The organism is Parapedobacter lycopersici (assembly GCF_024643285.1).
Taxonomy (GTDB): domain Bacteria; phylum Bacteroidota; class Bacteroidia; order Sphingobacteriales; family Sphingobacteriaceae; genus Parapedobacter; species Parapedobacter lycopersici.
In genome coordinates this window covers 337,271-361,986 of sequence record NZ_JAMSLW010000006.1, presented here as the reverse complement: position 1 = coordinate 361,986, position 24,716 = coordinate 337,271, and the positions used below count along the sequence as shown (strand labels likewise).

Genomic DNA, 24,716 nt, shown 5'->3' with positions numbered 1-24,716 from the left:
ATCACCAACTTTAGCGATTGCATCGTCGTCGAAACCGTAGTCGCGGTCGACAGGATAGTCCGGGGTTGTAAACGTACCCTCCGGCGTACTGTAGTCGCCTGCAGGGTCTGTGCTCCAGATATTAATGGTGTTGTTCACCTCATCGACCGCGATGTCTCCGGCTACGTCCGCTGTAACCGTTAGAGTGAACTGTTCCGTTTCTTCGATATCTTCATTGGCGGTCACCGTAAAGGAACCATCGGCGGCCACGGGACCTACCGTAATGTTTGCGGAACCCGCTACGATACCACTGATCGTTTGCCCGGTGGAGAGCTCGTCTTGCAGGTACAATACTGTACCGTCCAATATCGTTGACGGGCCACCGTTTACAACGGTAACGGTATAGTCAAATGCTTCACCAGCAATGGCTACTGCATCTGTACCGTCAGCGGCAATTTTGGTGATGTTACCGGCTAAACCATAATCGCGGTCGACTGGAATATCCGGTGTCTCAGCTGTACCATCCGGCGTATCGGTGTCCGGATCCCGGTCGGGTCCCCAAACATCGATTATATTCTTCACCGTAGCCGGGGCATTCGCCGCCACATCGGCTGTAATGGTTAGTGTAATCGTTCCAGCCACCGGCACCGCAGCAGTTGTCGTCACCGACGCATCATTGCCTGTTCCGGATACGGTAGCGTTCGCGCTGGTCACCGCGTAATTAGTGGTCGTCAAGCCTGGGCTTGGCCGTTCACTCAACGGAATGACTTTACCTACAGCTATAGGTGCAGGACCATCATTGGTGATGACTACGGTAAATGTCGTGCTTTGACCAGCTGTCACGCGACCGTCTGTTTCGTCGGTGACTTTCGTGATACTTAAGTTGTTTGGAATGATAAACGTTACCTCCGCCGGGCTTCCTTCGGTAATAACCATTCCTTCTATCGTAGCGGTAACCGAGGCAACACCCGCCATCGTACTGGTAATCTGTAAGACCGCTTCTCCACTCGCATCGGTGTTAACGGTTTCGGTAGTCACCGTTCCATCCACGTGTGTGATGGTAAATTCTACCGCCTTATTCGCTACACTTCCCCCACCTGCATCAATGATCGTGGCTGTAACTTCATTGAAGTCAACACCGTCGGCGAGCGCACCATCTTTCGTAACCGCCAACGAACTCTGCGCGTAAGACACACAGATTGGCGCCACATGATAGATGCTGACCGGCGGCGCTACACCTACCGCGAGCAGGCCGGAGAGTCTGATTGCAATCTCGTCAATCGGCTGGTCGACAGCAATGGTAACGTCTTCCGGTGTACTGGCATTTAATATGGTTTCAACGTTTGCCTCGATGAATGCACTATTGAAATCTTTCGCCACTACCTCCTGGCCGTCTAAATAGTATACGATCTCCAACGCTTCCAATATCGCAGCATTCAATGTTGAACCACCTACAGTCATCCGTAAAAGGATTTCGTCTCCTACTGCGAGGTCCCGATCGAATTTGATATTTTGTTGGATGATACTGTTTACACCCAATGTACCCAAACTCAACGTAGAGGCACTTGACGTATTTTGGTCTATTGCCCAGAACGCGTTTTGTACACCGGCACCACCGAGATTCAATGCATCGAGATTCAAGCCGCTGCCTTCATACGACGTGGAGAATGCAGCCGCGCACTCAAATGTAGTCGGTGTATGGCATAGGCCATAAACATCCAAATGTCCCTCGGATGATAGCACCCCCAACAAAGCGGTTGTATGGTCTTCGAGCCTGATCGATTGATAATCAACAGTCGGCGTAATCTCCAAATAATACCGGCCTTTCGTATCCTGTACCAACCGGATCTGACCGGCAGCATCTGCAAAGAGATTCTGGCTGCTTCCCGTACCATTCGTTATTGGATTACCACCAGCATCCCGAATAGTCACCTCGAAATAATGGTCGCCCAGGGCAATACCATTCAACACGCCGTTTACCAGCTCTCCTATCGAACCGGCAAGCAATGAGTTCAATATATCTTCTTCATATCCAATACGGATGTAGGATGATGTACCTGCAGGAACAACGGCCCCGAAACCCAACTCCACGAATCCCGAATAGGCACCGATACCGGCAACTAAACCTGCATCCGACCGAATAGTCGCATAGCTATTGTGGTTACCATCGGTCAGGTTCTGGATATCATCCACATTTTCGGAGTCACCAATGACATCCGCGCATACCTCAAACGGAGGCACTTCATAATCCGGGTCAGGACACGCATCAGATATCCGGTATACGTTATATAAGCGTACGGGACTTGCTATCCCCACGCCAACTAAGGAAGCCACTTCAAAGCGGATACGATCATAAGTGATACCTGCACCCGGCTCCAGCTCCACATTGATCCGTCCACCTGAATTAAGCAATCCGAGTAAGTCTAATTCAGGAATTAATGAATTTTCCAGCGTTATCGGTGAACCAACCGGCTGATCGCCGTTGAATAAGTAAACCGTATATCCGCCTAGAATATCTACATTTGCCAACGCTTGCGGTACCTGCATGCGCAGTCTTATTTTATCCGTGGCGGTTGTAGTTACCTTTGTTTTGAAATAAATATCTTGATGTAAAGAGGCTGCAACACCAACACCAACAGCACCCAACGTAATTTCGGAGTAGTTAGCATTGTTATCGTCAATCGCATATTGCGGGTTGATGACACCAGCAGGATTAGCACCTTCGAGTAGATTTACACTCAACCCTGTTCCATCAAATGTCGTAAATGCTCCCTGCTCACACGGATCGAAGACCGTCTCGCGGCACATGCTGTACACATTCATCGTCGTGACTGCATCTAATCCAGCTATGGCGGTATTTTTCAAGGTGATACGTACCGATTGATAGGGTACATCAGCTGTATAGGCGATGTAAGTACGTCCAAATTTGTCACGAACGATGCGAACATTGTTACCAGTAAACCCTCCAGCACTTGAGGCATCGCCTATGGTTGTTATTGGAGTCCCCGCAGCATCCCGTACTTCCAGCTCGAAATAATGGTTACCCAACAGTACGATATTTCCAACATCTGCTAATAAATTACCTAACGTACCACCCACTAGTGCATCGAGTAATCCGTCATCGGCCATATCAATGCGGATATAGGACGTTTCCAGTGCCGGAACCGGCTGATCATACCCCAATTCAATGAAACCGTCATATGCACCAGCACCCAATACCACACCGGAACCGGCCGATAACGTGGCATACGTATCGATGTCGCCATCGATGGCGTTGTAAGCAAAATTGACGTTTTCGAACTCCCCGAGTTCAACACCACAATCCGGACCGTTAAAAGGCGACTCCGTATCCGGGGGATTCGGCAAGGGATTCGGGTCCGGGCAATCCGCACCAAAACGTTTAATACTGTATATGCGTATCGGTGTGCTGAGTGCATTCACGTCGACAAGCGTACTCACGCCTACCGCCACACGGTCAAACGCTTTACCCGGGCCAATCGGGATGGTTACAACGTTATCAGAGGTTAATAGTCCGAGAATATCCAATCCAGCCACCAACCCGTTTTGGAGCCGTTGCGAATAAACCAGCTCATCACCATTGTAAGCCCGGATCTCGATGTTATTCAACAGTTCGACATCAAGCAGACTACCGTTTTCAACTCCCAGTTTAACCTTGAAGTAATCGGCAGGCGAAGATAACGTATGGAAATCCACGAACTGGAAGGTACTTGCGCCGATACCGGCAGCACCAATACCGATTTCTGAATAGGTATTGTCATCTTCCACGGATGGATCATCATCGTCAATTGCCAAATGTGCATCGTTGACGCCCGCACTACCTACGCTCAGGAGATCAAGGCTGATCCCGTCCGATTCCGAATACGTCGCGAACGGCTGTTCGCAGAGATCTGCGCCGGTAGAGAAACAGGCATGGTAGACATTCATATGCTCAATCGTGCCCGCTCCAACCAATGCAGAAAGATGTTCCGTAATGCGGATGCTTTGGAAAGGAGCATCAGCCGTTACGGCGGCATAGTAATGTCCGTTCTTATCCTGCACAATCTTGACTTCCCCGCTTCCTGTTCCCAACGCATCATTGAAGCCGCTGTTGCTGGATCTTTCGAGGATCGTTGTGGCACCATTTTTTGCTTCTACGGTAAAGTAGTGATTACCAAACAATACCCCATCCACTACGCCGCCCAAAAGTTCGCCTACACTGCCATCCAACAAGCTGCCCAATTGCTGCTCATCAAAGTCGATTCGTACATATACGGTTTTTCCCGTAGCAACGGGCGCATTAAAGCCAAGTTCAACATGGCCCGAATAAGCCTCCCCGAGGACGCCGCCTAACAAAATGCCAGAACTCGCCTCTAAAGTGACATAGGTATCGTTATTTCCGTCAACAGCATTGTATGGGAAGTTTGCGTGTTCGAAAGATAACACTTCCGCCGCACAATCTTTTTGGATCAGCATCGGATCGGTCGGTGTAATAACAATAGGATCCGGATCAGGACAACCTACACCGTAGCGTTCCACGCTATATAATTGGATAGGCGAATTCGCCAGAACACTCAATGATATCAGCGAGTTGTAGCCGATAGCCACGCGGTCGAATTCTACTCCCGGTCCGAATGGCAGGGTTACCGGTTGGCCGGACTGAAGCAATCCCAATAGATCCAATCCGTTGACCAGTCCCCCCTGTAATTTTTTGCTGAACACCAATTCAGCGCCATTATAAGCTCTGATTTCAATATTTCCAATAAGGTCAGCAGTTAATGCTCCTCCATTCCCAACAGCTAGTTTTACTTTGAAGTAATCCTCTTTGGCAGATACTGTGTTAAAGTATACCGTTTGGAACATGGAAGCTCCAATACCCGCCGTACCAATGGCGATCTCCGAATAATTATCCGGATCGCTGTCTATTGCGAATTGCGGATTCGTAACGCCTGCACCACCTAAACCTAATAAATCAACAGTAAGCCCCGTGCCGTCAAATGATGTCCCGAATGCAGGGGCACAGGGCGGCTCATTTTCCACATAGTAGGCACCATAAACATCGATATCACTAGCACCGATGACCCCGGTTGTCCTGTCGGTAATGCGTATGCGGCTATACGGTTGATCAGGCGTTATCGCAAGAAAGAATTGTCCAAGTGCATTCTGCACAACCCGTATACGACCATTAGCACCCTGGAAACTATTCGCACTAGTACCCGACAATACCGAACCACCACTGGCGTTCTTTATATCAATTTCAAATGAGTGATTTCCAAGCAATATACCCAGAACATCATCCAGCAAGGTACCTAAGGACCCGCCGAGCAATGCATTTAATAGACCTGCGTCATCCACACCTATCCTTACATAGGATGTCGTATTCGCCGGAAGTATTTCTTCAAAATCCTGCTCTAAATGGCCCGCAAAATTTACGATAAGCGTGGATGAATTTACCGTTGCAAACGTGTTCTCAGTGGCACTGCCTTGTCCGACCAACACATTGTTTGGATTGTCGACATTGCTTTGAGATTCAATACTTTTCACAAACACTTTGTCCTGCCCATACACCTCTCCCATCAAACCCGGGGCAAACAACAATAGTGGAACAGCTAAACACGTAAAAAGAAATCGTAAAAATGAAGTTTTCGGATGAGTAGATGATGCTTTCATATACAGGTGGGTTTATAATCTAAAACGGTAATTTCAAATTTGACAATTGGTATAAAACTCTGGCAATAAATAGCTTGTAATAAAACAAGCATAACTGAGGCTCAAAACGGTATGGTTATTGCATTGATTCATGTGGTAGATGTTTTAGACATTTCTGAAGGGTCTCGTACCCTTTGGAAGTGTCTTCTTTAATCAAAACAGGTGGCGTTTGCTGTCTGCAATAAGTCAAATCCCACTCAAAACCGCTCCATTTACCAGCAAAGATAGCCCTGCAATAAGTTCAACCCTTTGTTCACTGTGTTCATTTTGTGACTTTCCGTTCATTTCATTCATGTTTATTCGGAGTTTTTGGTTTTTTGATAAAACCGAAATGAAAGTGAGTTCATTTTCTTCGCTATTATATAAATAAAGCCACATTTCAAAAGCAAGCAGGGTCTCGTTATTCCCCGCACAACGACGTATTGGCTCGTTTTACCGAAATGCATGCTGGTAGGCCGGTGAAAAGATTGCAGACCCCGTCATTTTTGCTTAAGTTTGCTATGAGATAAACCAGCCTTGCCTATCAGAATCAGGCAGTTGGTATTGTCGGAATTCGACCAACTGATATTACCGGACAATGTATTTTGGTGAAAATGGAACAACAGGAGTTGTTTTTATATTTAATTAAACAGTAAGTTATTGTCTTAAACATCTACCACCAATGAAAACCTATTTACAGGCCTATTTCGATGAGCTGAAAGGCCGTGTACTGGACAAGTCTAAAATTGCCCAGATTGTTCCGGCCGATTGCTATCGGCTGGCACTGGACATCAAAACAGCGACTCATAAAAGTGTTAGTGAAACCACCATCAAACGTGTATTCGGTTTTGCATCCTCTATCCATCAACCTTCTATTTATACACTGAATGCCTTAGCCGAGTATTGTGGTTTTACCAGCTGGGATAGCTTCTATACCCACATGGAACAGGATAAGCTGCAGACGTCCCAACAGAAGTCATGGAGTGAGGTGCTGGTAAATGCGACAAAGATTAGCCTATTCAGTATCCAAAGCAATAAACATAAATGTGGCATCCCCTATCACAAAACGGTAGATCGTGAAAATATGGTTCATTTTGTAGATCACCTGCACGGCAGCGGAGCTACGGTGGGCATATTAAGCGGGCCTGTAGGTTGCGGAAAAACCATTGCGGTAACCCGATGGGTGGAACAGCAGATCAGCCAGAACCATACCAATAATGACAGCAGCATTTTCCTATTCACCAATAGCCTCTCTCTACTGCAGGGTACGGCGTTCGGGTATCATAGTAACCGCTGGCTGGCGCATTTACTGGGCATGGACTCAGCTGAATTGCTGGACCGGTTTATGGACGATCATAAAAATGCGGCACCAGGCAAGTTTTATCTCGTCATCGACGAGTTTCATAGTGATTTGGTGGCCGACAGGCAGTTTTATACGGTGATCAAACAGTTTGTGGAAATGGTGCGGCATTTTGCACAATACAAATGGTTCCGAATCATCCTGGTGTTACGTACTACTACACTGTTTAAATATGAAACGCTATTTAGCAGCACCGCTACCGACCCGCTATGGTTTTCATCACTCAGCGACACGATGGAAAGTGCATATGCCGGCATCGACTCATTCTCCAGTACCGAACTGCATCGCCTTAGCCGGAAATTCCATCTGCCGGTAACCACAAAGTCATTAATTACCCAACATAGCATTATTAAGAATCCCCTTTTCTTCCAGTATTTTTATGAATGCTACGGGGCGGACATGGACCCGACCAATGTGAGTCCATTCGACGAATACGTGATCACTGTACAGTATATTAAGAAAAAAATATTCAACGGCATTAACACCATTGCAAAACAGGCTTTAATGGAAGAATTATCTGATCTTGTTGATCAGGAAAGTTTGTTTGTTAATAGGAAACAGGCCTACGGCATCATCAAACTATACCGTACTGCTTATAATGATTTACTTTATTCGGGCATACTGAATGAAAAGGGCACCGGCCTTGAAATGCGGCAACAAACGTTCATCGAGTTTCAGTCGATTGAGCTTATTGCTTACTTCAAAGCCCTAAAGTTCTTCAATCAGCAATATACGGTGCAGGAGCTTATTGATCACCTGAACCATTCTACCGCTGGAACCGCCATCAAAGTCAGTCAGCTCAAGTGGCTGCTGCTCTTTTACATCGAAGCAAAAGACACTAGTCTGCTCCATCACCTGAGCAGCATCTCATTTATTAAAAGTAATCCTTTCCATCTCATCGCGTTCGCTTGCGATGGCCTTCAAAAGTTTGGCTTAACAAGCCGATGTTCTCCTGGGGACAATAATGTTCAGAACATAGTTCATTTACATGATAATTCATTCGTCCATTACGTTTCCAGCCAACTGTGTTTTCAACCCAAATTCGGCGTACATGCTGAAAAGCTGCTTGAGTTTGAGTTGGCTACAGAACAAGAGATCATTCTCCGGAGTAAACTGGCAGTTATTGCCCTACTGCGATGGGACGAAAAAACATTGTTGAACCACCTAGCGGGTCTCGCTGCCTTACCCGTTGGAGCTTACGCCGGATTGATGGTCAACCCGCTGAACTTGCTTACCTACTTATACCATTACTTTGACCATCGTACCGTTGAAGATGCACTGGTCTTCGAATTGGATAAGATAACAATGCAACTATCCTATCCGGCGGATGTCGTTACTGATTATCACTTTGATGTTTTGCTGTATCTCGCAATTAAAGTTACCGAACATCACGAAATGGCCCGGAAATATGGCGAAGTAATCCGACAGCGACTTGAAAAGACAGATCCGGAACGGATTTATGAAATTGATTTCACCGTAATGATGCAGGCACTTTTCCTACTGGAATCAGGTGAAGAAACAGCGGCGTCTCAATGCATTGAACAATTGTCCACTGCTGATTTGCAGCAATATCCAGTTCTAAATCTACTGCATACTTTTTTCAATATACATGTACTGAAATTACGCGGCGAAAGCTGCCGGCATCTGGTACAATCTGCCATCACAATAAGTGAATCGTATGGTTTTAAACTGTTGGAAGCCTATTGTTCCCTGTTACTACTGGACGAAATGCCAAAAAATAAGCAGCTTCGGCAATTGAGTCATCTGAAGTTCCAATTTACCTCCGCCTTGCCCAGTTACATGCGTACCAGTTCCCTTCCAAACAACTATGGTTGATCCAGGAGGCTGCCGCGGTGATCAGTAAGGTAGCTGAAGTTTCTTAAATAGAAAATGTAGGAGCCAAATAGGTCCAAGCAATAACAGCTTAAAAAAGCCCCGTAGGGAAACGGAAGGCTTTTCCAATGTTTTACCTGCGTATAGCGCCAATAATGAAACCAGCAATAGTATGCTGCAAATCAGCCATACTGCCGGTCCCCCGTCCTTTTCGATATACTCCAGCTGCACAATGAAAAAACTGAAAATCCCGATAAACAACAGCACGCCATAAGAAAGCGTAGGTGCCAAACGCAGGTAATAATAGATCATTGCTGCAATAAAAAAGGAGCCCCAATTCAGAAAAATATCATATCCGTGTTTCGTCAGAAAAGCTATTTCGGGGAACGGAATCATCCAAACCAGTCCCAACAGGGCAAATGAGAAAACGGGAATACCAATAGCCTGGATCACTCGATTCGCCGGATGGCGGTAATCCTGGGCCAATTGCTCAAAGTGTATGTCAACCGCACGCTTAGGAAGCGCCGCGGCTGTTTCACGTTTTTTCCTTTTATTCGCCATGAACCGGAACAGTAAAGATTATTTCGCGTATGACACCGATCGTGTTTCCCGGATCACCGTTACTTTAATCTGCCCGGGGTAGGTCATTTCCGTCTGGATACGGGTAGAAATATCGGCTGCCAGCAATTCCGCCTGTGCATCAGATACCCTTTCGCTTTCTACCACTACCCTTAATTCACGGCCTGCCTGGATAGCAAAGGTCTTTTCAACGCCGGGATAGGAAAGCGCCAGTTCTTCCAGTTCCTTCAGCCGTTTGATGTAATTCTCCACGACCTCCCTGCGTGCTCCCGGGCGGGCCCCGGAGATGGCATCGCATGCCTGAACCACAGGTGAGATCAGGGAGGTCATCTCAATTTCATCGTGGTGTGCACCAATGGCATTACATACATCCGGGTGCTCCTTATATTTTTCAGCTAATTGCATACCCAGGATCGCGTGTGGCAATTCCGGGTTATCATCCGGCACTTTACCAATATCATGCAGTAAGCCCGCACGTTTTGCGTGCTTCACGTTAAGCCCCAGCTCCGCCGCCATTGTCGCACTGAAATTAGCTACTTCCCTGGAGTGCTGAAGCAGGTTCTGCCCGTACGATGAGCGATAACGCATACGTCCAACCATGCGGATCAGTTCCGGATGGAGACCATGTATGCCTAGGTCAATAACAGTGCGCTCCCCGATTTCGACAATTTCATCTTCAATCTGGTTTTTGGTTTTGGACACAACCTCCTCGATACGTGCCGGGTGAATCCGGCCATCAGTTACGAGCCGGTGCAGTGCCAGGCGGGCAATCTCCCGGCGTACCGGATCAAATCCCGAAAGGATAATTGCTTCGGGTGTATCATCGACAATAATCTCAACACCCGTAGCCGCTTCCAATGCGCGGATGTTACGTCCTTCGCGTCCGATAATACGGCCTTTAATTTCGTCGTTTTCGATATTGAATATCGATACGGTATTCTCAATGGCACTTTCCGTTGCTGTCCGCTGTATGGTTTGGATAACTACTTTTTTAGCTTCTTTGGTTGCGGTAAGCTTAGCCTCATCTACAATATCCTTTATCTGGATTACAGCCTGTGAACGGGCCTCTTCTTTCAGGTTTTCAACAAGTTGCTCCCGTGCTTCATCGGCTGAGATACCAGCCATGGTCTCCAACTGCTTGATGTGCTGCGATTTCAGCTGCTCCACCTCTTCACGTTTCTTTTCGTTAAGTTCGGTAAGCCGTTCCAGGTTTTTACGCGTAGTTTCCAGTTCCTGTTTTTCGCGGTTCGCATTTTCAAGCTTCTGGTTAAGCGACTGTTCTTTCTGGCGCAAGGTGTTCTCGCGCTGGTTGAGTGTGTTATTCCGTTGGTTGGTTTCCTTTTCGTGTTCGGCTTTAAGCTGCAGGAACCGTTCTTTGGCCTCCAGCTGCCGTTGTTTTTTGAGGTGTTCGCCTTCCTGTTCGGCGTCCTTCAGAATCTTCTTCGCTTTGTGCTGTGCTGCCACTTCCTGTTTCTTGAAGAGGAACCGCAGCATGAAACGGCCAACTGCCGCGCCTACAATAAAGGCTATTATGATGTAGATGATCATATCCATTGATTTCTGTTAATTCTATAGTTAATTTTCCATTACCGCACACCCGTATTCCGTTACCGGGTCTCCGTTTTTACTATCTCTTTTTATCTTTAATACCTACACTTTTAATTAAAAAAAAACCGCAATTAAATAATCAGGTCTCATGTATTATAAACTTCTCTACACAGGTTTAGCGTATTGATCATGACCAGGTGGCATACAGCAAAATGGCCTGCATCTTATTTACGCTTTTGTGATATTGAAGCGTTAAGTTTAAAATAGTGAAACCCGAATTTAACTGCGGTAAATTCGTTATTAAGCTCGATGTGTTAAGAACGTACGTTGTTGAAAAACTCAGACAACATGCTGTCCAGTTCATTTACTGCCTTTTCCACGCCTACCTCATCGGCATTCGTCTTTTTTTCCGACTTAATCATCGCCGTTGCATAGTGCAACACGCACATCGACAGTAAATCCTGTTTATCTCTTACAGCATAATTCTCCTGAAACTCTTTAATTCTATCGTTTATCAACTTAGCAGCCCGACGGATCACCTCCTCTTCCTCCATATCTACACGCAATGGGTAAATCCGGTCAGCAATGTTTATTTTTATGGAAATTTCTCCCATGTTGAGCTAATTCACTATGTATTACCTACTTGCTATTTAAGCAATTCGATACATTTGTCTATTTCCCGCACAAAATCGTTAATTTTTTGCTTCGTATCAAATATTTTTTCATTTATTCCTGCTTCTTCCAGCTTCACTTCCTCCAACGAACGAGCCACCGCAAAAGCCTTCATTTTCTCCTCCGCCTGCTTGTTTTGGTCTATACTGGTATCCAATGCCACCCGCAATGATTGCAGCTCAAGCTTTAGCATATCATTTTCTTCCTGCAGCGACTTGCATAAATCCAGTAATTTATGCGTTTTCTCTACAACATTTGTTAGTTGTGCGGTTACTGATGGCATGTCAAAAAATCAATTCCGGGCTACTTACTTACGTATTTCTGCACCGGTTTCCTTTTCAAAGTTATAAATTAATTTCTTAACAATAGCATCAATTTGCTTGTCGGTAAGCGTTTTTTCCTCGTCCTGAAGAACAAAATGCAACGCGTACGACTTTTTGCCTTCGGGGAGTTTATCACCGCGGTAAACGTCAAAAACGTTAACGCTTTTAAGCAGTTTACGCTCGGTACTTTCAGCAATTGCCTTCAGTTTCGAGAAACTTACTCCGCTGTCAATAAGCAGGGAAAGATCTCTCCGCACGGCAGGGAATTTTGACGTTTCACGATACGTAACCTTGTTTTTCCGGATCGCCTTTAACACCAGCTCCCAGTTGAAGTCCGCAAAAAACACCTCACCGTCTACATCTGCTTTACGCAGGTTTTGCGACGGAACCGCCCCGAAGCTAACCAGGGGTTGGTCTCCCCGGAGATAAGTCAGGCCATACTGGTAATGATCTGCCGGTGCATCTGCCGTTTGCAGGCCATGAATACCGAGCCGGTGTAAAATGGCATCAACAGCGGCTTTGATATGATAGAATGACACAGCATTATTTCCGTGATTCCATTGTTCGGGCAATTGTCTACCTGTTATTGCTAATGCCAGGCGCTGCGTTTCCCGGTAACTGTCGCCCTGCGTTTGATAGGTAGTCCCGAATTCAAAGCATTTTAGGTCAACCTGTTTCCGTTTTTGGTTGTACGCGATAGTTTCGAGCGCGGAAAACAGCAGATTCTGCCGCATCACATCAAGGTCCATGCTCAACGGATTCAGTATATGCACCGCCGACGCTTCATCATCTAAGAATGCCTTCTTGGTCAGCGAGTTCGTCAAAATTTCACGAAAACCATTACCTACCAGCAAATCGGCAATCTGGTGCTGCACGACCTCCTTATCCGGTTTGGGGGAAGCCGTAAGCGATGCCTTAATCTGGCGTTTGATCTCAATGTTATTATATCCGTATATGCGCAGTACTTCCTCCACAATATCCACCTCACGGGTAACATCCACGCGGTAAGCCGGCACCTCCACGGTCAACACACCTGCCGCTTCGTTGCGTACGATAATATCCAGCGCTTCGATAATGGCTTTGATCTCCGTTTCGGGTATTGCCTTGCCAATCAGTCCCTGTACCCGGGCATAGCGGACGTCAAATACAAACGGTTTAATGGGCTTGGGGTATGCATCCGACACAGGCGTGGCAATCGTGCCTCCGGCAAGTTCAGCAATCAATAAGGCCGCCCGCTTAAGCGCGAGCAACGTCATTTCAGGATCTGTCCCCCGCTCAAAACGGAACGACGCATCGGTCTTAAGTCCATGTCTTTTTGATGTTTTCCGGACGGATACAGAATTGAAATATGCGCTTTCCAAAAATACATTCGTAGTATTTTCCGTCACCCCTGAGTGCATCCCGCCAAATACACCGGCAATACACAGCGGCTTATCCGCATCACAGATCATCAGGTCCTCGCTATCCAGTTTGCGTTCCACGCCATCAAGTGTGGCAAACACCTCTCCCGCTTTTGCTTTACGTACAACCACCTTTCCACCGGAAATGGTGTCGGCGTCAAACGCATGCAATGGCTGCCCCAGGTCGTGCAACACATAATTCGTAATATCTACCACATTATTTATCGGGCGTACACCGATGGCATGGAGCCGCCCTTTTAACCAGTCTGGCGACTCGCCTACCTGAACGCCTGAAATGCTGACTGAAGTGTATCTTGGACAGCCAATCGGATCAGCAACTTCTACCGGAAAAACCGCGCCACTGGTTCCCGCTGTAAAGGCAGTCACATCCGGCAACTGATATTTACTGCGTAAGAAAGCAGCGATATCCCGGGCAACCCCCAAATGGGATGCTGCATCTGCACGGTTCGGTGTCAAGCCAATCTCAAATACATAATCGTTTTCAATTCCGAAATATTCCTTCGCCGGCATACCAATCGGAGCATCTGCTGCCAGCACCAGGATACCTTCGTGTCCGGCACCCAAACCGATCTCATCTTCAGCACAGATCATGCCTTCGGAGAGTTCTCCACGGATTTTTGATTTCTTGATCGCAAATGCATCACCGGATAAGGGATGTACGGTTGTCCCGACCGTTGCCACAACTACCCGTTGGCCTGCCGCCACATTTGGCGCACCGCAAACAATCTGCAGCGGCTGGCCATTACCTATATTTACGGTAGTTATCCGCAGCCGGTCGGCATTGGGGTGTTGCCCGCAGGTCTCCACAGCACCGATTACAAGCCCTTCCAGGCCACCCGGAATACGCTGTACGGTCTCCAGTGCCTCTACCTCCAGGCCAATATTCGTCAGGATACCGGACAGTTCCTCCGGGGATTGATCTGTTTGTATAAAGTCTTTGAGCCAATTGTACGAGATCTGCATGCTTTTTCTGAATTTGTGCAAAATTAGCCAAACTTGATCTCATATGCAATGGTTTCCGACCAAAGTAGGCTCCGGAGCTGGTTCGGGTCTTGTTCGGACATTAGTCGGACATTGGTCGGGACTCCTTCGGGAAAAACCCGAAGCCGGCACAACCGAGTGCTGACTGAGCCCCAAACCAGCTCCGAAGCCGGTCCGAAGCAACCCCCTTGACTTCCCGCCAATAACGTCCGGCCGACAACGGGGTAGTGCACGGTTGCTTAAATACGCGGTTACCTAAAGCAATCCCTCATCACGCAAGCTGCTGTACCCCCTATTGGTAAGAATAAGGTGATCATTGACTATTAGGTCCAGTAATATAGCGGCATCCCGGAGCTTGTGTGTTACCTGAATATCGGGCATACTGGCCCGGATCGATCCGGAAGGATGATTGTGTACCAGTGTGATGCTGGTCGCCCTGCATTCAATCGCCATTCGCAATATCTGCTTAATATCAACCGGCGTAAAATCATTCCCGCCGCTACCTACCTGATGTTTGCCGATTAGCCTGCACTGCCTGTTTAAGAAAAGTGCCCAGCACTCTTCATGGGTAAGGTCATCAAAAAGATGCCGGATGTGATTGTATACCTTTTTACTGTTATTAAGTAAAGGGAGCACCGCCTCCTTCTGCTCCTTCCTGCGGCGCCCCAGTTCGAGCGCGGCAACGATAGCAATTGCCTTTGCCTGGCCGATTCCGCGGTAACGGCACAATTCGGTGACCGATAAGCGCGACAGTACATTCAAGTCATGGGTATTATCATTAAGGATACGCCGGCACAGGTCGACAGCCGATTCATTGCGGGTCCCGCTACCGATCAGGATGGCCATAAGTTCCGCATCGGTAAGAGCCCGCCTACCCTGCCCCAGCAGCTTCTCTCGGGGACGGTCGGCCTCGGACCAGGTTTTGATAGTCATGTGAGTTAGGTTGTTCATCACGGTAAGGTTTGGTTTTCGGTTGAGTCAAATATACCATTTGGAGTCGGCATTGCAAAATATCGGAAAGCTGGGATCAACGGCTGAAAGGTAATTTCAAATCCCTATCTTTGCGACCTATTAACCATATAGCAATGAGCAAAGCAATTATCAAGACGGAAAAAGGAGATCTCACAGTGCAATTTTACGATGCAGACGCACCGGGCACTGTAGCTAATTTTTTGAAACTAGCCAAGTCCGGGTATTATGATGGCGTGACATTTCACCGCGTGATTCCGGATTTCGTGATCCAGGGCGGCGATCCAACAGGAACCGGCGCTGGTGGACCAGGCTATTCCATTAACTGCGAGCTGGATGGCGGAAACCAATATCACGACCGTGGCGTACTTTCGATGGCCCACCGTGGACGGGACACCGGGGGTTCCCAGTTTTTTATCTGCCACAGCCGCACGAATACCGCACACCTTGACGGCAATCATACCTGTTTTGGCAAAGTGGTGGAAAATGTAGACGCGATAGACGATATCCGCCAGGGCGACAAGATATTGGGGATCGAAATTATTGAAGAATAAGTATCATGAATCTAAGAGCATTGGTATCTGTCGGGGGTAAACCCGGACTTTTTAAACTGGTCGGCCAAAACAAATCCGGATTTATACTGGAAACGCTTGACGAACAGAAAATAAAATCAGTTGTTAACCTTTCTTCGGCAAAAATGGCCACATTGGAGGACATTACCATTTACGGTGACGATGAAGAACTAAAACTGATTGATATCCTCGAACGCATCAAGGAACGTGGTGATGTCCCATCCGCCAAGGCAGACAGCAACACACTGCGCGAATTTTTCAGGGAAGTAGCGCCGGACCATGACGAGCAGCGGGTGTATACTTCCGATATTAAGAAAATCATCAACTGGTACCTTATCATCAGGGAACTACCGCTTTTCCATGAGGAAGCCGTTTCCGATGACAGCAGCCCCGAGCAGGCCGCCGAATAATAAAACCACGTCATTGCGAACTATCCGTTCGCAATGACGTTTCTTCCAATCATTAAAACGCCATCTCGCTAAAACAAGAAAATAATGGCCGCCACAATGGCCAGTCCGATGACGACCATCAGCCAAAATAGCCTACTTTCATTTGAGGTATCCGCCCCTTTATAATGATAATCTCTCTTTGGAAGCTTCATAGTTACAATACAATTAGGTTCTGATAATGTTTGGATGCTAAAGATAGGCTTTTTTCACAACCTCATGTCTTTTTCTTTCCTCCGGCATCAAATACCATCACTCATGGTGATACGGTTCTCCTTTGAGAATAGTGAAGGCCCGATACAGCTGTTCAGTAAAAAAAAGCCGCACCATCTGGTGTGAAAAAGTCATTTTTGACAGTGAAATCCGCTCGTTGGCCCGTCGGTAAACCGCTTCATCGAATCCATAAGGTCCGCCCACCAAAAATACCACGTGCTGCACACTGCCTACCATGAGTTTATTAAGGTACGCCGCGAAATCTGCCGAACGGAATTCGCGGCCTCGTTCATCCAGCAGCACAACGTGGTCTGCAGGGGAAACCTGTTTTAAGAGCAGGCCGCCTTCGGCTGATTTCTGCTGATCGGTACTCAGGTGTTTACTGTTTTTGAGATCGGGAATAAGCACCTCATTGAAGTTGACATAGTGCTTTAGCCTTAGCCGGAATTTCTCCATACCTTCACGGAGGTACGGCTCATCTGTCTTTCCAATGCAAATCAGCGTTACTTTCATCATACAAATCAACGGAAAATTATCGCCGCAGAAAAGGGGATATGCATTTTGGCACTTGTTTTGCGCGTTTCCGGTCGTTTATTTTCACAAATCTTCTAAACGCACTACCTATGAAAAAATTATTATCCTTAACCGGGCTCGGCCTTTGTCTGTCTTTTGCCGCCGTTGCGCAGGAAAGCGTACAGGATACCACGTGGCGCATCTCCGGAGAGAACACGCTGCTATTGAACCAAAGCTCGTTTTCCAACTGGGCTGCGGGCGGTATTAACTCCTTCGCCGCTAATTTGATTTTCAACTATGACTTTAACTACAAAAAGGGATTGTGGAGCTGGGATAATAAAGCCATTGCCGCGTATGGACTAACACGGCAGAAGGCGACTGGCTGGCGCAAAAACGACGACCGTATTGTGCTCAACAGTTTACTTGGCTATCAGGCCTCGGAGCACTGGCTGTATACCTTTTACATGAATTTCAATACGCAGTTTGCCGATGGATTTCAGTACGACGACAACGGTAACAGCACATTAATTTCCACCGCTTTCGCACCAGCTTACCTGAGTTTCGGTCCGGGTTTTGCCTATAAGAAATCGGACAACTTCCGATTTAACCTCTCACCTGCTGCTGCCCGGTTTATCTTTGTGACAAACGACGAGCTTTCCAACCAGGGTGCCTTTGGTGTTGATCCGGGAGCTACTTCCCGATTCGAATTCGGTGCCTCATTTGATGCCTACTACAAGGCTGAGCTGATGGAAAACATCAGCGTGGAAAATATCCTCAAACTGTATTCGAATTACCTCGAAGATCCGCAGAATGTCGATGTGGATTATACGCTTAATCTTTTCATGAAGGTAAACGACTACATTACGGTTAATGCCGGTGCGCAGTTGATCTATGATGACAACACGCTGATTCCAAGGCAGGAAAACGGAGTCATTGTACCTGATTCCGAACGTCCTACGTTACAGATCCGGCAGGTATTGGGCGCCGGTATTACCTATAAGTTTTAACCGCAGGTCCGTCCAACTAAAAAGGGGAGGCAGCGTATACGCTGCCTCCCCTTTTTAGTTGCGCCCACGCTATTCCGGATCCGGAATAGCGTGGGCGCAACTAAAAAGGGGAGGCAGCGTATACGCTGCCTCCCCTTTTTAGTTGCGCCAACGCTATTCCGGATCCGGAATAGATATGCCGTTAAAATCATAAACGACCCGGCCCTCACGTATGGTCAGCTGACACTCCAGTTTTTGGTTTCCCTTAACCTTGTAATCTTCACGGTCCCAAAAACCAAAGTCGCCTTCACGGATACTCAACAGTGTTACGTCGGCTACCGCTCCTTTGGAAAGGTGTCCGAGTTCCTCGTGGTTAATCACCTGTGCCGGTTTCCAGGTAGCACCCTCAATAACGGAGGGAAGATCCATACCCAGCGTCAAAAAGGTGGACATAACATTGAGAATGTTTTTCATCGCACCATTGAAACTGTGGTAGTTCATGTCGGTCCCCATGGTATTGGGATAAAACCCATGTTTCATCGCCTGCATAGCATAGTTGATGTCAAAACTTGCACCGCCGAAGCCTACGTCGAAAATAATACCCCGCTGTTGCGCTTTGGAAGCAAAAGATTTCACATTGCCTTCTTGATCCACCACAGCTTCCCTGCCACCCGGACTTACGGGCGAACCAACGGCCGCATTTCCGCCAAAGACGTGCGTATAAATATCGCCGGGACGGAATTTTTCCAGCAGCAGCTCTTCCAGTGAAAGTGCCGGCCGTGCTGAGCCAAAATCGACCATCACAGGCAGTCCACCTGCCAGTTCACCTGCTTCAATGGCCCCGTCAATCGGAATCCAGTCGCGGCGGATGTAATGCGCCACCTTAAACCCAACGATATTATCCTTGTGCTTCAGTGCCATATCGGCAGCTAACTTCGCGTTCATGTCCGCTGTATCCTGCTCATTCCCGCTGAAGCCATTACCTACAATATTCAGAAAAGCAAATACCCGCGTTGTCGATTCATCGATGATTTCCCGTTTAAAATCCGGGAAAGTACGCCAGCCCGAACTGCCGGCATCCACGGCCGTGGTCACTCCGCTGCGGAGGGTCAGCACATCCGGTGCGGGGTCCCCCCGTCCCGCATTCGGGAAGAAGTGGCCATGCATATCAATCAGACCGGGCGTTACGTACATGCCCCGGGCATCTATTACCTTACTGTCCGGAGCCGGTTCAATCTGCTTGGCTACGTTTTCGATCTTGCCGTCCCTGATAGCCACATCCATCACTTCATTGATGTTATTCTTCGGATCGATAACGTGTCCTCCCTTGATCAGTATACTGGATGGTTGGTTGCGGCGCTGCCCTAGCGTGAGTCCGGGTAGCAGCAGCAATACCAGCCCGAGCATTAAAAGTGTTCTTTGCATGAATTTAGTGTATTTAGCGTTAATTGGATATGTGTTTTGCATTAATCGGATCTACCAAGCCATTCAAATTGTAAACGATATGGCCACCCCGGAGTGTCATTTCAGTAAACAGCCGCTGTTTGCCCGCAATTTTCCCGTCCCTGGCCCAAAAACCAAAGTCTCCTTCCACAAGCCGGAACAGCGCAATATCCGCTACTGCGCCTACCGACAGGCTTCCAAGTTCGCTGCGGTTGATTTCCTGTGCCGGATTCCAGGTACTGGCAGCAATTACCGCCTCCAATGGCATGCCCATAGCCATAAAAAGCGACATGATGTTCGGCATGTCTTTCATGGCATTGTTCATGCTTTCAACATGGATGTCCGTACTGATGGAATTTGGGTAAAACCCACTCGCAATAGCCGGTGTACCCTGGGCGAACAGAAAACTCGCCCCGCCGAAGCCCACGTCGAATACCACTCCCCTTTTCTGCGCCTCCAATACGTATGGTTTCACCTTATTGGTGGTCACATCCACAATGGATTCCCGTCCGTCCGGACTGGCGCTGCTGTTTCCACCAAAACAGTGGGTATATATGTCGCCGGGGCGGAATTTTTCCAAAAACAGGGTCTCCAATGGCAAATATGGCTTTGCTGACCCGAAATCTACCATAATCGGAATATCCGCCAGCCTTCCCGCCGCGAGTGCCCGGTCAGTTGGTGTCCAGTCATGTCCGCTGAAATGCGCCAGCTTAATACCCACAATCAGGTCGTCATACGCCCGGGCCACCTTGGCTGTCGAGTCAGGGTCCATGTCGGCGATATTTTGTTCGTACCGGCTTCCGCGCATCCCTTCACCTACAATATTAAGCATCGCCAGCACCCGCGTCTGTGAGCGTTCGATGGTCTGCTCCCTGAACAAAGGAAACGTCCGCCAGCCTGAGCCGCCCGCATCTACCACAGTGGTTACCCCCGAGCGGAAAGTGAAGCCGTCCGGCGGAAGTCCTCTCGGCCCATTCATCTGCCGCTCCCCGTCGTGCCCCCAGAAGTTATGGGAATGGATATCCACTAAGCCGGGAACCACATACAGTCCCTTTGCATCGACAACCTGAATAGCAAGGCCCGGGTCGATGTTTTCTGCTACCAGCGCAATCCTCCCCTCCTGATCCGGCGAAAGCGCCTGACCCCACGCAAGTGGCTGCATATCATGTGCAGGCGCAATGGCGATGTCCATAACGGCATTGATCCCGTTTTTCGGATCGATCACATGGCCGCCTTTGATGACAACCTGGTAGGGCTTCACTGAAGCTGATACCTGTGCCCGGACTGCCGATGCCACCCCAGCCAATATGCTAAGCAGTATCGCTAAATACCTAACCATTTATTATTGATTAATACCATGCGCTTTCATAAACTCGTCAAGGTCTTTTTGCAGTTCCGGACTCAACCGCCCATAAATTTCGGCCGATTTATATTTGCCGGTATCAAATTGCTTTTTCGACCATGCATCACGGACACGCTTTGTTTTTACCGAAGTAATAATTTCTTCAACCAGCTGCGGGGGAATGAACAGCAGTCCATCCTGATCGCCCAGCACCACATCACCCGGCATTACCGTTGCACCGCCGATCCGGATCGGCACGTTAACACCTGTAATCATCGAGTTTCTCAATGATTCCGGGTGCGTACCCCGATAATAACCCGGCATACCCGTCTTTTCAATAGCTTCCACAAAAAACAGTCCGCCGTCAATCACAATGCCTGTACCCGTTGTTTTCTGAATATAGTAAGCCAGTTTATCACCCACAAACGTTCCCTCCTCTACCTTTCCATAAAGATCAACCACAGCCACGTCTCCGGATTCCAGCATATCGATGGTTGTCTGATTTCGCAACCGCCCCAATCCCTTAGCTGCCGCGTCCTCTTGGGTCACCTCGTTCAAATCGGCACGTGTGGGCATAAACTGCACAGTAAACGCCCGCCCAACTAACCTTTTCCCCGGCTGAAGCACCTTCCAATCACCCTCAAACTGATTGGGGAATCCCTTATCCCGCAATAACGCATATACCTCCACCACAGCGATTTCCATATTCCGGATGGTATCCAGTATGGCATCCGGCACACGTGGTCGACCATCATTAAGACGGTCAAAGGGGTTGTGGGGGGTATAGTGCGCCATTTCTTCCGGCGACAACTGATAAATCTGGGCGGTTGCCTCGACGGTTGGGGAACCTAAAGCCAATACCAGGCACAGTGTGCCTGGTACGAGCGATTTCACCCATTTCTTTTGTTGTGTATTCATGGGATTTGTATGTAGTAATGGTTAAGCTTTTTGCAGGGCGCTTTCCAGCACCTCCTTCACCCGTTGGGCGACAATGGCAACCTGATCATCGCGGAGCAGTGTCACGCCCACGCTGAGCGAGTTCCCCTGGCCACGGATAATAATCGCCGGCTTTCCGGCTTCCAGCTGTTTACTCACCTCATCGCCGGTGATCTTCACCCGTTTTTCATCCCATGTCAGCTGCAGGCCGGGCATTACGTTTGCCGGTCCCTCAGGTACGGTTGTTTCTCCTTTTACTGTCGGGATGGTTTCCAGCTGATTCTGGATGTAGGTAATCCGGTCGAGCCACAACTGCCATTCTTTCTTATGATCTCTTGCCAGGTAGGATTTCAATGCCGCATACATGCCAAAGATCTCTTCCTTGTTCACCTTCATCGGGCGTCCAATCGGACTTTCATGCGGACTGTTATTCTGTTTTGCAGCCTCTATCAGGTCTTTCCTTCCAAAAAGCAGTCCGGCACTCTGCGGCCCACGTATCATTTTGCCTCCGGAGAACGTCACCAGGTCAAATCCCATTTTCTGGTATTTAAACAGGTTTTCAACGGGCGGAACGTCTGCGGCAGCGTCAACGAAAGATGGGATGTTGTGCCGCTTACAAATGGCAATAAATTCTTCGTGTTTGATCGCGTCTTCACCGCCGTACCACGAAATTGCGCCATTAAAGAACAGTGCCATGACCGTGTTTTCGTTGATGGCCCGTTCCATCTCCTCAGCGTTCTCCACCTCAACAATCTTGGCTCCTGTCATGATCACGGTCTGGTCGAAAGCATAACGATGCTTTTTTTGCATGATGACTTCCCGTTGCGGACCTTCGAGCTGCGGAAGCATTTTTATTTTTTTGCGGTCCATGCCCGTAATACATGCGGCCGTACCCAATACCAGTGCACCCGCTGCTCCGGAGGTAACCATAGCGGCTTCACATTTCAGCATTTCCGCTATCTTCGCCCCCACTTTATCCTGCAGTTCATACATATTGGCAAAATCAGATGCCGTCGAATTAATGGCGGCCATCACCTCGGGTAGCATCAATGAGCCGGACAAAAAGGTCATTGTGGCGCTTGCATTGATGTACGGGGTAACCCCGAGTTCTTCGAACAGGTTTGGTACACCGTCCGCTTCAGCCGGTGCACTGAACGGGTTCATAATGGATTTTGCTTCAACCGTACCTACCAGGGGTAAAAGACTTAAACTTTTAAGAACATCTCTACGTTTCATTATACGAATTATTAATTATGAGTTAGTTAAATAGTTGGTATTCAATTTTAATTCCCCGGCGACCACAGCAGCTTAATCGCATCGTTGCATTACTTGGTCTTTACATCTTATTCTTTATCCCACCAAACGCTCGTAAGCATCAGATCAGGTCCCTGCGCAGCAATAGCAGCCTCGTAATTCTCGGTGTTCAAGGTTTTTTCTTCGACCAAATATACCAAACGCCGAGGAATAACGCCACCTGTTTCATTGCCCGGGTAATTCGTTGGTATCAGTTTCGGATAGTCTGTTCGCCGCCAATTGGCGTAGACTTCCAGGTTATTGGGAAAAACAGTTACCCAGAACTGCGTATGGATCTGTTCCATCTGCTCGTCAAATGTGCCGTTCTCCAGATACGGATTGGCGGCAAGGTAGCCATTTGCGGCCACTAACGCCGCGTCACGGCCCATCCCATTCGGAAACAGTTCCTGTTCCCCGAGCGAACACCGGACCGCATCTTCATAATATTCCCTGGAGCTACCGGTTGTCCATCCCCGCAACGCCGCTTCGGCAAGTAACAGTTTAACTTCCGCACAGCTCTGGAAAATATCCGGTGAAGTCAGGTCCAGAAAAGTATGAATGTTCGGTTCCGAATATTCCCGCAACATATCTGAGTCCCAGTTGGGTATAATCGTCCGGATCGAATTATTATCATACCCACCCGGCAATCCTTTTTGACGCTCCGGTTCGGTACTTTCAGGCAGGTTTGCCACGTTGACATTCCCCTCCCACAGCGTTACCAAAAAAGGCATTCTGGGGTCATCGGTTTCCTTCAAATGGTCAATAAATGTTTTATTCATCTTTAACAGGCCCCTGCCTTCGGCTGCCGGGTTCACCCCTTCCGCTCCACGGATCTGATCCGCACTCCAGTTGACCAACGACCTTGGACTGGCTTCGTGGATCATCCGGGCCAGGTCATCGTTGCTTTGCATCACGCCTCCGGCTATCGCCTTTTTCACCCAGGTTTCCGCCATAGCGGCATCCACCTTTGTTAACCGCATGCCTAAACGAAGCATCATGGAGTAAGCAAACCGCTTCCATTTCACCACATCACCATCATAGACAAAGTCAGCCGGACCATAGGATGGTTTTGACGGATCCAGCGCAACGGCTGCTTCATCCAGTTCCTTCAGCATATCAGCATAAATTTCCGATTGCCTGTCGTATTTCGGTTTATACACGCCGCTGATATACCCCAACCCAGCTTCAAAATACGGCACGTCTCCATACATATCCGTAACCCGGTGCATAATGTATACCTTCATGATCCGGACAATATTATACTGATTGACCATTTCAGGATCATCCTGCAACAGGTGCAGCAACTGTACGGTTTCTTTCATGGTTTCGGGATAAGTAACCCGCCATAAACGACCGTTATAGTTATCACTGAACAGGTACTTGTCGCCCGCCCATTGAACGGCATTAAGCGACGTGTAATATTGCATAAAACATCCGGCCTCTTTGTTGTTGTGCTGCGGTGCACTCACTCCGGCAGCCCGCAATGCCACCGATGAAAACAGGCTGTTAATCACCGGTTCGGTATATGCATTGGGGTTTTTATTCAGTTCCTCGAAATTGCTGTCGCATCCCGCAAGCAGTGCTACGGCCAAAAATGCAATTTTAATTGATATATGTTTCAT

Annotated in this window: 18 protein-coding genes; 4 read left to right on the top strand and 14 right to left on the bottom strand. The window is 48.1% G+C overall.

The window, feature by feature from the left end; all coding sequences use genetic code 11:
• A partial coding sequence (locus tag NEV57_RS14265; protein ID WP_257659007.1) for an Ig-like domain-containing protein occupies positions 1-5,553 on the bottom strand: 5,553 nt, incomplete at its 3' end.
• A gap of 793 nt (positions 5,554-6,346) precedes the next feature.
• On the opposite strand from NEV57_RS14265, the gene NEV57_RS14260 reads away from it, so the two are divergent.
• Positions 6,347-8,860: a P-loop NTPase family protein gene (locus NEV57_RS14260; RefSeq protein WP_257659006.1), complete on the top strand. Its 2,514-nt coding sequence runs from the start codon at positions 6,347-6,349 to the stop codon at positions 8,858-8,860.
• 21 nt (positions 8,861-8,881) lie between these two features.
• On the opposite strand, the gene NEV57_RS14255 is transcribed toward NEV57_RS14260, so the two are convergent.
• The 6 genes from NEV57_RS14255 to radC all read right to left on the bottom strand — a co-directional run bounded on the left by NEV57_RS14255 (position 8,882) and on the right by radC (position 15,314).
• Entirely contained in the window at positions 8,882-9,418 is a 537-nt protein-coding gene (locus NEV57_RS14255) for a DUF962 domain-containing protein (RefSeq protein ID WP_257659005.1), read from the bottom strand.
• An 18-nt stretch (positions 9,419-9,436) separates the two neighbouring features.
• A complete protein-coding gene (gene rny / locus NEV57_RS14250) occupies positions 9,437-10,990 on the bottom strand; it encodes a ribonuclease Y (protein ID WP_257659004.1) in 1,554 nt (517 codons plus the stop codon).
• 308 nt (positions 10,991-11,298) lie between these two features.
• Positions 11,299-11,598 carry a cell division protein ZapA gene (locus NEV57_RS14245; RefSeq protein WP_257659003.1) on the bottom strand — a complete coding sequence of 100 codons (300 nt, stop codon included), beginning with the start codon at positions 11,596-11,598 and terminating at the stop codon, positions 11,299-11,301.
• 32 nt (positions 11,599-11,630) lie between these two features.
• A complete protein-coding gene (locus NEV57_RS14240; RefSeq protein WP_257659002.1) occupies positions 11,631-11,939 on the bottom strand; it encodes a hypothetical protein in 309 nt (102 codons plus the stop codon).
• Positions 11,940-11,963: 24 nt separating this feature from the next.
• Entirely contained in the window at positions 11,964-14,363 is a 2,400-nt protein-coding gene (gene pheT / locus NEV57_RS14235; protein WP_257659001.1) for a phenylalanine--tRNA ligase subunit beta, read from the bottom strand.
• Positions 14,364-14,636: 273 nt separating this feature from the next.
• Entirely contained in the window at positions 14,637-15,314 is a 678-nt protein-coding gene (gene radC / locus NEV57_RS14230; RefSeq protein WP_257659000.1) for a RadC family protein, read from the bottom strand.
• A 152-nt stretch (positions 15,315-15,466) separates the two neighbouring features.
• On the opposite strand from radC, the gene NEV57_RS14225 reads away from it, so the two are divergent.
• A complete protein-coding gene (locus tag NEV57_RS14225; protein WP_257658999.1) occupies positions 15,467-15,904 on the top strand; it encodes a peptidylprolyl isomerase in 438 nt (145 codons plus the stop codon).
• Positions 15,905-15,909: 5 nt separating this feature from the next.
• On the top strand, positions 15,910-16,332 hold the full coding sequence (locus tag NEV57_RS14220) for a DUF5606 family protein (RefSeq protein ID WP_257658998.1): 423 nt from the start codon (positions 15,910-15,912) through the stop codon (positions 16,330-16,332).
• Positions 16,333-16,400: 68 nt separating this feature from the next.
• Here the strand turns inward: NEV57_RS14220 and NEV57_RS14215 are convergent, their stop codons facing one another.
• Positions 16,401-16,523 (bottom strand): hypothetical protein, encoded by a 123-nt coding sequence (locus NEV57_RS14215; RefSeq protein ID WP_257658997.1) that lies wholly within the window; start codon positions 16,521-16,523, stop codon positions 16,401-16,403.
• A 97-nt stretch (positions 16,524-16,620) separates the two neighbouring features.
• Positions 16,621-17,094: a 23S rRNA (pseudouridine(1915)-N(3))-methyltransferase RlmH gene (rlmH, locus tag NEV57_RS14210; protein WP_257659015.1), complete on the bottom strand. Its 474-nt coding sequence runs from the start codon at positions 17,092-17,094 to the stop codon at positions 16,621-16,623.
• Between the two features lie 110 nt (positions 17,095-17,204).
• On the opposite strand from rlmH, the gene NEV57_RS14205 reads away from it, so the two are divergent.
• A complete protein-coding gene (locus NEV57_RS14205; RefSeq protein ID WP_257658996.1) occupies positions 17,205-18,101 on the top strand; it encodes a DUF3078 domain-containing protein in 897 nt (298 codons plus the stop codon).
• 153 nt (positions 18,102-18,254) lie between these two features.
• Here NEV57_RS14205 and NEV57_RS14200 read toward each other — a convergent pair whose 3' ends face one another.
• The 5 genes from NEV57_RS14200 to NEV57_RS14180 form a co-directional block, all read right to left on the bottom strand.
• The gene (locus NEV57_RS14200) at positions 18,255-19,505 is read right to left on the bottom strand and encodes an amidohydrolase/deacetylase family metallohydrolase (protein WP_257658995.1); all 1,251 of its coding nucleotides are present in this window, start codon (positions 19,503-19,505) and stop codon (positions 18,255-18,257) included.
• 19 nt (positions 19,506-19,524) lie between these two features.
• Positions 19,525-20,862, bottom strand: a complete 1,338-nt coding sequence (locus tag NEV57_RS14195; protein ID WP_257658994.1) for an amidohydrolase/deacetylase family metallohydrolase — start codon at positions 20,860-20,862, stop codon at positions 19,525-19,527.
• A gap of 3 nt (positions 20,863-20,865) precedes the next feature.
• A complete protein-coding gene (locus NEV57_RS14190) occupies positions 20,866-21,783 on the bottom strand; it encodes an RraA family protein (RefSeq protein ID WP_257658993.1) in 918 nt (305 codons plus the stop codon).
• Positions 21,784-21,804: 21 nt separating this feature from the next.
• A complete protein-coding gene (locus NEV57_RS14185; RefSeq protein WP_257658992.1) occupies positions 21,805-23,037 on the bottom strand; it encodes an aminotransferase class V-fold PLP-dependent enzyme in 1,233 nt (410 codons plus the stop codon).
• Positions 23,038-23,144: 107 nt separating this feature from the next.
• The gene (locus tag NEV57_RS14180; protein ID WP_257658991.1) at positions 23,145-24,716 is read right to left on the bottom strand and encodes a SusD/RagB family nutrient-binding outer membrane lipoprotein; all 1,572 of its coding nucleotides are present in this window, start codon (positions 24,714-24,716) and stop codon (positions 23,145-23,147) included.